General features: G+C 37.4%; 12 protein-coding genes. 6 read left to right on the forward strand and 6 right to left on the reverse strand.

What is annotated here, in order from left to right:
* Positions 1 to 537 precede the first annotated feature (537 nt).
* Positions 538 to 906, forward strand: a complete 369-nt coding sequence (locus MWU82_RS17795) for a hypothetical protein (protein WP_247097451.1) — start codon at positions 538 to 540, stop codon at positions 904 to 906.
* Between the two features lie 145 nt (positions 907 to 1,051).
* Entirely contained in the window at positions 1,052 to 1,687 is a 636-nt protein-coding gene (locus tag MWU82_RS17800; protein WP_247097452.1) for a hypothetical protein, read from the forward strand.
* 288 nt (positions 1,688 to 1,975) lie between these two features.
* Here the strand turns inward: MWU82_RS17800 and MWU82_RS17805 are convergent, their stop codons facing one another.
* Genes MWU82_RS17805 through MWU82_RS17815 form a run of 3 tightly spaced genes read right to left on the reverse strand, consistent with a single transcriptional unit; the run spans position 1,976 to position 3,503 of the window.
* Positions 1,976 to 2,965, reverse strand: a complete 990-nt coding sequence (locus MWU82_RS17805; RefSeq protein ID WP_247097453.1) for a HipA domain-containing protein — start codon at positions 2,963 to 2,965, stop codon at positions 1,976 to 1,978.
* Positions 2,962 to 3,288 (reverse strand): HipA N-terminal domain-containing protein, encoded by a 327-nt coding sequence (locus MWU82_RS17810; protein WP_215946987.1) that lies wholly within the window; start codon positions 3,286 to 3,288, stop codon positions 2,962 to 2,964. The genes MWU82_RS17805 and MWU82_RS17810 overlap by 4 nt, the downstream gene beginning before the upstream one ends.
* Positions 3,285 to 3,503, reverse strand: a complete 219-nt coding sequence (locus MWU82_RS17815; protein WP_215946988.1) for a helix-turn-helix domain-containing protein — start codon at positions 3,501 to 3,503, stop codon at positions 3,285 to 3,287. The genes MWU82_RS17810 and MWU82_RS17815 overlap by 4 nt, the downstream gene beginning before the upstream one ends.
* Before the next feature lie 348 nt (positions 3,504 to 3,851).
* On the opposite strand from MWU82_RS17815, the gene MWU82_RS17820 reads away from it, so the two are divergent.
* Positions 3,852 to 3,995, forward strand: a complete 144-nt coding sequence (locus MWU82_RS17820) for a hypothetical protein (RefSeq protein ID WP_247097454.1) — start codon at positions 3,852 to 3,854, stop codon at positions 3,993 to 3,995.
* A gap of 183 nt (positions 3,996 to 4,178) precedes the next feature.
* Here MWU82_RS17820 and MWU82_RS17825 read toward each other — a convergent pair whose 3' ends face one another.
* Positions 4,179 to 6,434: a DUF5916 domain-containing protein gene (locus tag MWU82_RS17825; protein ID WP_247097455.1), complete on the reverse strand. Its 2,256-nt coding sequence runs from the start codon at positions 6,432 to 6,434 to the stop codon at positions 4,179 to 4,181.
* A gap of 363 nt (positions 6,435 to 6,797) precedes the next feature.
* Here MWU82_RS17825 and MWU82_RS17830 point away from each other — a divergent pair, with 363 nt between their 5' ends.
* On the forward strand, positions 6,798 to 7,379 hold the full coding sequence (locus MWU82_RS17830) for a tRNA-(ms[2]io[6]A)-hydroxylase (protein ID WP_247097456.1): 582 nt from the start codon (positions 6,798 to 6,800) through the stop codon (positions 7,377 to 7,379).
* Between the two features lie 104 nt (positions 7,380 to 7,483).
* Here MWU82_RS17830 and mnmE read toward each other — a convergent pair whose 3' ends face one another.
* The gene (gene mnmE, locus MWU82_RS17835; protein WP_247097457.1) at positions 7,484 to 8,881 is read right to left on the reverse strand and encodes a tRNA uridine-5-carboxymethylaminomethyl(34) synthesis GTPase MnmE; all 1,398 of its coding nucleotides are present in this window, start codon (positions 8,879 to 8,881) and stop codon (positions 7,484 to 7,486) included.
* Positions 8,882 to 9,197: 316 nt separating this feature from the next.
* On the opposite strand from mnmE, the gene MWU82_RS17840 reads away from it, so the two are divergent.
* On the forward strand, positions 9,198 to 9,650 hold the full coding sequence (locus MWU82_RS17840) for a hypothetical protein (RefSeq protein WP_247097458.1): 453 nt from the start codon (positions 9,198 to 9,200) through the stop codon (positions 9,648 to 9,650).
* Positions 9,651 to 9,803: 153 nt separating this feature from the next.
* The gene (locus MWU82_RS17845) at positions 9,804 to 10,142 is read left to right on the forward strand and encodes a DUF4870 domain-containing protein (protein WP_247097459.1); all 339 of its coding nucleotides are present in this window, start codon (positions 9,804 to 9,806) and stop codon (positions 10,140 to 10,142) included.
* A 116-nt stretch (positions 10,143 to 10,258) separates the two neighbouring features.
* On the opposite strand, the gene dnaN is transcribed toward MWU82_RS17845, so the two are convergent.
* Complete coding sequence (gene dnaN / locus MWU82_RS17850; RefSeq protein WP_215947000.1) at positions 10,259 to 11,377, reverse strand: DNA polymerase III subunit beta; 1,119 nt, start codon at positions 11,375 to 11,377, stop codon at positions 10,259 to 10,261.
* Between the last annotated feature and the right edge of the window lie 9 nt (positions 11,378 to 11,386).

Genomic DNA, 11,386 nt, shown 5'->3' on the forward strand with positions numbered 1-11,386 from the left:
TTTTTTTTTTTTTGTAACCGTAAAGATATATGAAAATCTTATGTTAATTGGGTTAGGTGGTAATTGAGATAGAAAAATGGAAGTAATGGCGGAGATCCATGGTTGAGATACCGGAACAATAAATCCTATCCGTTAAAAATCAATTTGAAATAAAAAGTATTCCGAGCAAATAAAGAAGGTTAGCATCCAAACTATTAAATTTTAATATTGGGACTATGCTAAATTGTAGGAAGGAACCAATTGAACCCTTACTAAGGACTCAAATTTTAACTGGGGTAAAATTACTCAATCGGGGTAAAATTACCCAATATAATGTATTGACTTCATTCTTCGCAGGTAATGTTATTGATTGTATTTCAGGTGTTTATAATCTAGATTTTTAATGTGCCATTGTCCATGGCACAACCTTTGCGCTGGGCAGATAATTAGGCAATAAGCTTTTCACAATATTCTAAAAAAAACAAACGGATATTAGTGGAATTCCGCCGACCGTATACAAAAACAGAAAAATTGACAAACCCCCTTAAAAACACAGTTATGAAAAAAATAATTTTTGCAGTCTTATTCACGGTGGGAATCTTAAGCATTAACGCGCAAAGTGGCGGGCCCGAAGTTCTTAAAGAGGTAAAGGCAGGAGATATGCTTCAGATTGGGAGCCCGGACGCCCCTAGTTTTAGGCATATTGATTTTCCTAGGGCTAATACTATTATTAAAAATGGAGGTATTGCCAACTATAAAAAAATGGAAGGGGTCAAGGTGGTTGTTACAGCTGTAAAGGAAAAAAAGGACGGTACCTTACAGGTCAAGATCAAAAGGACTGATGGTGGACGATTTTTTGGTATCCATAGTGTTGTATCCGCAGATTTAAAGGATGCACTTGAATCAGGTGAACTTAAAGGAATTTAATTTTTAAATGGTTGGTTTTATCCGTCCAGTTCTGTTGTTTTAGTTGCTAAAGTTGGTTAGTTACGGGCTGGACGGAATTTTCTATTCTATTGTATAAATAGACACGTTTTTAATAATTTGATGTAAACCCTAATAAATCAAAAAAATGTATAAAAAATTGACTCTAAAACAGCGTCTTAATACCGGTTTTATCTTGGCAATAGCATTTTTATTGGTGCTTACATCGAATGAATTGAACAGAAGAAACTTCTCTACCGCAGACCATACCGTGAACTCTGTTTTTGAAGATCGGGTGGTCGCCCTTGAATATATCTATAGACTTAACAACCTTTTTCACCAGAAAGAGTTGGAGTGGTCCTCTTCAAAGGGAATCATGGGCCATGACGCCAAAGGTGAAAGCATTAAAGAACTATTGGAGAATTTCTCAAAAACCAAATTAACACCTAATGAATCGGTCCATTTTACACTGTTGAAAGAGAACTATAGGGAATTACAAACCTTGGAAAATAGTTTTTCTAGAACACCAGCATCTACGGAAATCGGAAATACAAAAGAATTCAGTGCCCTATTTAAAAAAATCGGCGACAATCTGGATAAACTTTCCAAAGTGCAGCTTTCTGAAGGGCGTCAGTTGACCTATTTATCCAATAAGGCATTAAGTATGAACCTATTGCTATCTAAACTACAAGTTGCATTTTTGATTATCATTGGTCTTCTTATGGTACTCATTATTTTTCACGGGGAAAAACCGTTTATAAGGATGATTGGGAAAGATGCTTAAATTATTCCGGCTATAGTAATCATTCTATTTCAGTAGACCCTTTGGTGAGGTTATTTCCCAATACAGGAAGTGACGAACCCATGTTTTATAAGGGTTTACGAGCTTTGAGGTACACATGGGGTACAAAACTACAATTTTTACATATTGTATGACTACCTAATTCGTCTCATTATCAGATAGTTGTAAAAAAAAAAGAGATTTAAGTACTAAAAACCTAGCAAATTATTTAATGAGCCGATTAATATGTTTAATCGGCTCATTAAGTAGTTATTGGCTGTTTGTTAAATTCTAATCCCTCAAAAGTTTTTTAAGCTTTGTTTGATACCCTTGAAGGTAATTTTTTTTTGTCTTTTCATCAAGATATGAAAGTTCAATTAGGGATAGTACTTTAGCTTGGTTTGTCGTTAAACTTTTGAATGCCTTTTCATATTGTCTTTTAGAAATGCCAGCAAGTTCCGCTAGTTGAAAAAACTGCTCTGTAACCTTACCTCTTGATTTGTCTAGAGGTGTAAGTCCATCTTCTAAGGCAAAATCCCTATCTTCAATATGAATTCTACTGTTTAATAGGTCATAAGCAGGACTCAATTTAAAATCTCCCAAAGCAGTTTCCATTAAAGAGAAATTTTTGAAATGGGCATCACCGTTAGATATTAAATAATTGAAAAGAAGTAACTTAAATAGTTTGATGGCCTCGATTGGATAGGCAGGAACATACTTTTTTAAAAGTTCAAAAAGTTGTAAATAATTTCCAGAATATTTAAAATCTGTTCCATGGGTTTGTGGTGTTCTGCCGGCTAGAGTAGCAAAGTCTTCAATTGCCAATTTAGTACCGTCTTCTTGCACATCAAAACGTTTGGTAATATATGCGGGGTCTCCATTTTTAAAGAATACTAGGCCATTCTCTGCAGTTTCGATTCCGAATACTTGACGTGCCAACTGCATGCTCAAATGTTCGTTGGCCGGCATTTGGTCTGTACGGGTTCCCACATTGGGAATAGGTTTTAAAATGTACTGACCTTGTTCTCCTGCATTTATCAAACGTAGTTTGTTCTTCTCCAATAATACCGAGAACTTTTCTTGTACACCAGAAATGGATAAACGTATTTTGTTTTCTTTAAAGAGTTCTTCTGTAACTACATTAGTAACGGGCGATTCGTAGGGTAGGATAGGGCTTACCTTCCTACCATTGAATAAACGGTTTAATGCTGTTGTACTATAGGTATTTAATCCTTTCTTTAAAGTACCTGGACAGTTATTTATGTTTATCGGATTACTCATGCTTTTATTTCCTTGACCTGAATGGCTCCAATGGTATCATATTTCGCTGTGGTTAATAACAGACCAAAATAGTCATTGGGATCTATACGTAACTCAAAACAAATATTTTGTTTGTTCGATCCCTCAGGAAGCATATTATAAAAAAAAGGGAATAGATAATCCGAATGATACTCTTGTTGGTTTTTTGGTAATGTAAGGCTGATAGCAGGGGTATCCTTTGATTCAAACCATTTGTCATGATAACGAAAGGTGAAACTTCCATCATCCGATTGGGTCAATATACCCGCTTCTTCCTTTTTGTACAAAATGACTGCTTGCCTCATTCTTCAGCTGTTGTCGTTTTTACTTGGAAAGTGAGTTCCAAACCTAGTGCATTGCCCAGTTTGTTTAATGTTTCTGCAGTAGGGTTGCCTTTACCACTTTCAAATTGTTTAAGGGTACGAAGTCCTACGCCTGATAGGTCTGCCAATGTTTCTTGGGTAACCTGTAGCATTTCTCTTCGCTCCTTTATACTACGTATTAAACTTTTAAAGTGCATTATATGGCTCTTTTGTAGGCTAAAGTAAATATTTATCATGAATAAACATAGCAAAAGTGCGTTTTATTGCACTAATCGACTTTTTTTTAATACATTTAACTCTATTTGATAAAATAGTGCATTATAGCGCACTATTTAAATTAAATTTTTCTTCGGGTTAAATACATCTATGATTTTCCTTACCCGACTGATGCATTTATAAACCTTGGTTTTTTTAGTTTTTTGCCTCCACCCCCAAATCATACCCAAAAACCTTGCGCATGGTTCCTGTCCGATTTTTGTAATATTCAGGCAGTTAAGCGTCAGGCGAAAGTGATAGATTATGACATTGAAGGATTTAAAGTTGGGATGACAGCAAAAAAAAATATATCCATCACCAAAACTGCCAAGGCTACGGCCACCCGTGATTTACAGGATATGGTAGAAAAACAATGCTTACATGCTGTAGGTACTGGACGGGGTGTACATTATAATTTGAATTTAATATTTTGAACAGGAGATTTACTTACCGATTTATAAGTAAAAAATTGTGATAGTTGGTTATTTTGCCAATCCTTTCATTTCGCCGCCAAAGATAAGAAACATTATCATCTCATATTTCTTTCCCAGTTTTTCTCTAAGAATGTGAAAGTCCTGGTTATTTGATTCCCCGCGGTCTTTACAACTATTACCTACCTAAAAACGATAGGTGTAAACCGCCTTCATCGCTGCTCCCTGTTGTGTTGTAAAAAGTCTTCTATTCAATGTTGGGTCGTTTAGCCAATTGTGGTTATACACAAAAAAAATGTCGGTACCAGGGGTAATTATCCATCTAAAACGGGTGTTGGTCCCCAGAACATCGCTTATATCATCAAATTGAAAGTTAGAAGAAAGTGAAATATCGGGTGTAAAATCAAGGCCAAGATCTATCTGGAATAAATTGGTACTAAATCCACTGTTTTCAGCACTTACTTGGGTATGCGTGTACCCACTGCTTAGATTAATACCAAGTGCTGGGCGAATGGTTAGACCCATAACCAGACTTGTAATATTTCCGGTCCAAAATCCTCCGGCTTCATAACCAATTGATCCAGATACCTTACGAAAGGAGGCAGAAGATGCTTGCAATTCATAACCCCAATTCACATATTTCCCTGGAGCTACAATAACTGTACTGTCCCCAAGTATATCAAATTCTTCATTAAGAAATTCAAAGTTCCTAGAGACTTCAACACCTAAATTATCACCAGATTCAAAACTGATGGTTCCCAAGTTAAACCGAAGATTTTCGGTAAGAAGTTTATTTTCCAATGAAGTGAGATACTCATAGTAAATGCCCCATTCTATTTCTCTTATAATGGAGCTCTTTTCAAATAGAGGAGCATAGTTAATTGCTGGTTGCAACCTTTTAAAACCGTTACGTTGGTTAAACCCGATCGCTGGATCATATTCATCTCCAAATTCCCTGTAGGAAACCCAAGCAGACCATGGTTGATTGGGGAAATTAAAACGAAACCCCCGGACTGATCTATCGGATATGGAGGTAGAATTATCAAAGGGTGAAGCGGGGTTGTGCGCAACAAAAAAAGCTGAGAACTGTAGTGTATTATCTCCTAGAAATTCTGAAGTACTTATGTTTAGATCGGTACCCCATGTTTTTCTATCTTGAATTGGGTTACCAAATAATATATCGTCTTCGGTGCTTCTATGGGTATATATTATGCCGATAGAACTCTCCTTCCAGAAATTTCTTGTATATCTGGCCACTGAAAAATTTTCTGGATTCAGCTCTCCTTCGCTTCCTGTACGCACGTGTAATAGTGCAATGTTGCTCTTACCTATATTTCCTATAAGACGACCTCCATACTTAATAGGGATAGGTATCCCGTTCACCAGTCCGATTCTGCGACTAAAATAAGGATCTACATTACTTGACGGTGCAAATTGCAAAATTGACGACCCCTCTAGGAAAAAATCTCTTTTCTCTGGGAAACGCAAAGGAAAACGAGTAAGATTTATTTGTCGATTGTCCACTTCGGTCTGGGCAAAATCAGTATTGTAGGTAATAGAAGCTTTCAATTGAGATGTAATATTGTAATTAATATCAAATCCAAGGTCGGCAGAAGAAGTACTGCTGTACTCGTCCTTCTCGTCATCATATTCTTTGCTGTACTGGGTAATGCCATAAGGGACAATTTCTAAGCCTAATCCCTGCGAATGTCCAACAAGCCCCGTAAGAATACCGGCATTCTGCGGTCGTAATAATCCCTGATTTCGGCGATGACCTGTCCATAATTGTTCTTCGTTTTTACGGCGTATGGTCCTTTGAAAATTAATTCCCCAAACATCGCTTTTAGGATCAAAGTTTATACTGCGAAAGGGGATTTTGATTTCGGCAGACCAACCAAAATCGCCTATATAGGTCCATGCATTCCAAATACCATCCCAGTCTGTGTTCAACGATTGACCTTGGCCAGAAGAAATGAGACCATCTCCCCGCAATCCCAAGGGATTTATTTCGAAAAAATAGGCACTTCGCTTGTCCATAAATGTATCAAAAATCCATCTAAAACGATCATCTGTCTCTAAGGATGCGTCCCTTTTCTTTTGAAAAGTTTTTATATCTGACGGACTACTATCATAACAAATAACTGCGATATAAATATTTTGGCTATCGAAAGCAATTCGTACTTCAGTTTGCTCTGTTGGTTTTGCCCCTTCTATTGGTTCTTGCATTAAGAAATTGCCATTGCCCGGAATAGTTGTCCAAAATTCTTCATCCACAATCCCGTCCATACGAAGCTCTATACCTTCAAGTGAATACCCCATTATTTCCTTTACATCATTTTCATTATCCATGTCCTGTCCAAATCCTAGAACAGCTATAAGATAAATGGGTATCTGATAACTGGCCTTTATCAAAATTTTTGTAAAGTGATTCTGAAAATTCATGTGTTTTAAATGACATTTATTTTATCTCTAATGTCCGTCCTTATCTTCATTATGAATCTATTTTCCCTTTATGTCCGTAAGAATCATAATGATAGTGCCTTTGTGGGTATATCTCCTAAAAGTACATAGTGCCTTAGTTTGATCATTCCCAATTTGTGTGACTATTGCATAAGTTAGTAAAAAATTCGGTCACGGCCGTTATCAGGAGGAGGAGGTCACTTTAATGAAGTTTTAAAAAACATAAACAGTTCTAATTAGGGGAAGACTACAATCATAGATGATAAACCACTTATCTAGCGAAGTTAGTAATACTTTAATAATTTCTTTTACTGCTAATTCCTACTTTTACAAAAACATTAGGCCATGCTCCATTTAAAATTAGCAACAGACCCTCGTTGGGTTAATATAGTTGAAAAAAACATAGAAGAAATTCTAACGGACCATGCATGGTGTGAACAAAAGGCCGCCACTAATGCCATTACTATTATTACACTTAATTCTGAATACCCAGATTTAGTTACCGATTTACTCCTTTTGGCCCAAGAAGAATTGGAGCATTTTCAAATGGTACATGATATCATTAAAAAGCGCGGTTACACCTTAGGGAGAGAGCGTAAAGACAGCTATGTAAACGAGCTTTATAAGTTTATGAACAAAGGTGGCAGTAGACTTGAATCTATGGTAGATCGACTCTTATTTTCCGCTATGATCGAAGCGCGAAGCTGCGAACGTTTTAAACTACTTTCAAGAGAAATAAAAGACCCGGAACTTTCTAAATTCTACCATGATTTAATGATTGGCGAAGCAGGTCATTACACTACTTTTATTGGTTTTGCTCGTAAATATGGCCAGAATGTAGATGTAGACAAACGCTGGCAAGAGCTTGTGGAATTTGAAGCTGAAGTGATAAAAAACTACGGAAAAGAAGAAACGATACACGGGTAAAAATATGCTGTGCTGCGAAGTTTTCAACTCCATAGCGTGTGGTCTATTGTTGTGGGCCACTCGTCAAAGCCGATAACTAGTTGGAGGGACTATTGTTCCTTTTTTTATTTCCCGATACAAAAATTAGCAAATATATTTCCCAACAACTCATCATTGGTTACTTGTCCAGTAATTTCCCCTAAATGATAGAGTGCTTCACGGACATCTATGGCCAAGAGATCGCTGGGAGTATCCTCCTCCATTCCAAATTGCACTTTTTCTATTTCTTCCAAGGCCTTTAAAAGGGAACTGTAATGCCTCGTATTGGTTACAATGGTCTCGCTATTGCGCAGGGCTCCCGTATTGACAAAATCTAATAAGCGCGACTTCAGTGTTTCCACACCTTGTCCAGATTTGGCGGACAGCAAATGCAGTCCTGAAATTTGGGATTGTAGATCTTTGATTTGTTCCTTATCCAACCTGTCTACCTTGTTGGCAATCACCAACAAAGGCTTTTGTGGGTATTTGGTCCTTATTTTTTCCAGTTCCTTTATGCTGGTCTTTAACTTATCTTCATGCGTTGCCATTTGCCAAGCATCTACCAATAGTACAACCACCTGGGCCTGTTCTATTTTCTCAAAAGTCTTTTTTATCCCTATACTTTCCACCACATCCTTGGTATCCCTAATTCCAGCGGTGTCTATAAACCGAAAACCTATGCCTTCTATTACGATCTCATCCTCTATGGTATCCCTGGTAGTTCCCGCTATGTCGCTTACAATGGCCCGTTCCTCATTCAAAAGGGCATTAAGCAAGGTAGATTTGCCTACATTGGGTTCCCCAACAATGGCAATGGGAATCCCGTTCTTGATCACATTGCCCACGGCAAAGGAATCGATTAGGCGTTTAAGAATCCGCTGTATTTTGGTCAAAAGTTTTTTAAACTGTGTACGGTCCGCAAATTCCACATCCTCCTCTGCAAAGTCGAGCTCCAATTCCATAAGGGAAGCGAAGTTCAGAAGCTGATCCCGCAATTTTTTGATCTCGTTACTAAATCCACCCCGCATTTGCTGTATGGCTATCTGATGGCTGGCCTCATTATCGGATGCTATAAGATCGGCCACGGCTTCGGCCTGACTCAAGTCCATTTTACCATTTAAAAAAGCGCGTAGGGTAAATTCCCCCGCAGTAGCCATTCGGCAGCCGTTTCGCAGGAACAACTGAATTATTTGTTGTTGTATATAAGGCGAACCGTGGCAGGAAATTTCCACAACATCTTCACCAGTATAGGAATGTGGACCTTTAAAAAGAGATAATAAGACTTCATCCAACACCTTATCGTTCTCCGTAATATGTCCCAAATGAATGGTATGGCTCTTCTGTTTATTTAAATCCTTTCCTCTTATCGATGTAAAGAAAGGATTGGCCAGGGCAATGGCATCTTTCCCGGAAATACGGATTACAGCTATGGCACCGGCCCCTGAGGGCGTAGCTAAGGCAATGATGTTGTCGTTGGTAATCATTAGTATTATAATTGACCGTAAAAATACGATATAAAATTTTCAAAACGCTTTCACCATTCAATTGACAAATACAATAATCTAATTATTTGAAACAATGTACGTTAACCTTTAACACTTTGTAAAACGATTGAAAAGCGCTGTTACAATAATGATTTGGAACTTTTATTTGGGAATTGCAAAGTTTAACACAATGATTTTAGTCATAATTAATGCAGGATATATTGTGTAATTTTGATAGTGTTCCAATATAACATAAAAGAGTTCAATTAAGCTTTGGAATCTAGGTGTATCGGAACATTCAATTTAAAATTACTATATGAAAATGATTAGAATTATTACTTTATTGGCAGTGGGTTTATTCTGCCAAATCACTTTGGCTCAGGAAACTCCGGATCCAGTTACTCCTTTGGAAAATACGGAACAGATGGAGCAGGAGAGAATTTTGCAGGAAGAAAAGGAAGCTAAGGCAATTCAAAAAAGGATAGACAAAGCGGAAAGGGATACCAAGAAGGCTGAAAAAGCGCAAAAGAAGGCTGAGAAGGAATTGAAAAAGCGCGAAAAACTTTCGTCCGAAATAGATTCCAAAAGAAGGTCTATAGCCAAAGACACAAGAAAGGTAGAAAAGCTACAGGAGAAAATGATCAAGGATCAAAAAAAGGGAAAATTATCCCCTATGGCAATAGAGAAACTGAACCAGAAAATTGACAAACTGGAGAAGGGTATTGAAAAAGATAAGGACAAATTGGAAAAATTGGAACGTAAACAGTAGTGGGCCCGGCAGAATTTGGAAATAAGGTAAACTAATGCATGTAACAAATGGTGAATTTATTCGTCCTATAATTATTACAACTAATTTATAGGACTTAGATCAAGTGTCGGAGCAATACTTTTTCAGCCTATAACAACTTAATAAAAGCAACCGATGAAGGCAGAAAACAGACAACTATTGGTGTTGACCCATTTGAGTCAATTATTGGATATAGTTACAGGGTTTGGAGGGTTTGTAGTTCCTTTGGTCTTGTGGCTAACCCAAAGGGATACCATAATGAATATGGATGAAAACGGAAAATCGATTATTAACTTCCAGATCAGTATGTTCTTATATATCCTAATTTGCATCCCGTTGATCTTACTTCTTGGTGTTGGAATATTAGGGATTATTGCGATAGCAGTGCTCTGTTTCGTATTTCCTATTGTCAATGCCATAAAGGTGTCCAATGGCGAAAAACCTCATTATCCCCTGAGCATAAAGTTTGTGTAGTTAGTAAACATTTTTGTTTAGGACAAAAAAGCCGTATTTCAAATGAGATACGGCTTTTTTTATAATGAAAGAGTGGGGTGTATTTTGAATTCAACCCTTGGGTTGAATTTGTATTTCTAACTGTTCAACATTACCGGCATTACCAACATGGTGACATTTTCGCCTTCGTCCAAACCGTCAATTGGGGTAAGGATACCGGCCCTATTGGGAAGGCTCATTTCCAATTGCACGTCATCCGAAGTAAGGTTGTTCAACATTTCCACCAGGAACCTTGAGTTAAACCCTATCTGCATATCGTCACCTTGGTAAGAACAGGTCAATCTTTCTTCCGCCTTATTGCTGTAATCTATGTCCTCAGCGGATATATTAAGTTCCGCACCTGCAATTTTTAATCGAATTTGGTGGGTGGTCTTATTGGAAAATATGGAAACCCTTCTTACCGAACTTAAAAGTTGTGTTCTGGCAATGGAAAGTTTATTTGGGTTTTCCTTAGGAATTACCGCTTCGTAATTCGGGTATTTACCATCTATCAATCTACAGATCAGGATAGTGTTTTCAAAACTGAATTTGGCGTTGCTTTCATTGTATTCAATGAGTACTTCCGTTTCGCTGCCCGATAAAATCCCCTTTAATAAATTAAGAGGTTTTTTAGGCATTATAAATTCGGCCACCTTGGAAGCAGTAACATCTGTACGTTGATATTTTACCAATTTATGGGCATCGGTAGCTACGAAGGTTAAACTTTCTGGGGAAAATTGAAAGAAGACACCGCTCATTACAGGTCTCAGATCATCATTTCCGGCAGCAAAAATAGTTTTATTGATGGCTGTTGCCAATATATCCCCAAGTACTGTGGTAGAGGATGGATTTGACAATTCAACCGATTTTGGAAATTCAGCTCCATCTGCATAGGCCAAAGCATATTTACCGTGGTTAGAGCTGATTTCTACCGTATTGTTATCCTCTACAACAAAAGTTAATGGCTGTTCAGGAAAGGTTTTTAAAATTTCCAATAACAGTTTTGCAGGAACGGCAATGGTACCCTCATTGTCAGAATCGACCTCTAATACAGAACTCATTGTGGTTTCCAAATCGGAAGCGGAAACAGTGAGTTCCTTTTGATTTAAATCGAAGAGAAAATTGTCTAGAATAGGTAGGGTATTGCTGTTATTGATTACCCCACCTAAAACTTGGAGTTGTTTTAGTAAATAAGTGCTAGATACTATAAATTTCATTGGTTTATT

Origin of the sequence: Arenibacter sp. S6351L (genome assembly GCF_023016025.1) — a bacterium.
GTDB lineage: Bacteria > Bacteroidota > Bacteroidia > Flavobacteriales > Flavobacteriaceae > Arenibacter > Arenibacter algicola_B.

Excerpts from the sequence above, each read along its gene's own strand:
- MWU82_RS17795 (WP_247097451.1), top strand. The coding sequence starts at position 538 with ATGAAAAAAATAATTTTTGCAGTCTTATTCACGGTGGGAATCTTAAGC.
- MWU82_RS17800 (WP_247097452.1), top strand. The coding sequence starts at position 1,052 with ATGTATAAAAAATTGACTCTAAAACAGCGTCTTAATACCGGTTTTATC.
- MWU82_RS17805 (WP_247097453.1), bottom strand. The coding sequence starts at position 2,965 with ATGAGTAATCCGATAAACATAAATAACTGTCCAGGTACTTTAAAGAAA.
- MWU82_RS17810 (WP_215946987.1), bottom strand. The coding sequence starts at position 3,288 with ATGAGGCAAGCAGTCATTTTGTACAAAAAGGAAGAAGCGGGTATATTG.
- MWU82_RS17815 (WP_215946988.1), bottom strand. The coding sequence starts at position 3,503 with ATGCACTTTAAAAGTTTAATACGTAGTATAAAGGAGCGAAGAGAAATG.
- MWU82_RS17820 (WP_247097454.1), top strand. The coding sequence starts at position 3,852 with ATGACAGCAAAAAAAAATATATCCATCACCAAAACTGCCAAGGCTACG.
- MWU82_RS17825 (WP_247097455.1), bottom strand. The coding sequence starts at position 6,434 with ATGAATTTTCAGAATCACTTTACAAAAATTTTGATAAAGGCCAGTTAT.
- MWU82_RS17830 (WP_247097456.1), top strand. The coding sequence starts at position 6,798 with ATGCTCCATTTAAAATTAGCAACAGACCCTCGTTGGGTTAATATAGTT.
- mnmE (WP_247097457.1), bottom strand. The coding sequence starts at position 8,881 with ATGATTACCAACGACAACATCATTGCCTTAGCTACGCCCTCAGGGGCC.
- MWU82_RS17840 (WP_247097458.1), top strand. The coding sequence starts at position 9,198 with ATGAAAATGATTAGAATTATTACTTTATTGGCAGTGGGTTTATTCTGC.
- MWU82_RS17845 (WP_247097459.1), top strand. The coding sequence starts at position 9,804 with ATGAAGGCAGAAAACAGACAACTATTGGTGTTGACCCATTTGAGTCAA.
- dnaN (WP_215947000.1), bottom strand. The coding sequence starts at position 11,377 with ATGAAATTTATAGTATCTAGCACTTATTTACTAAAACAACTCCAAGTT.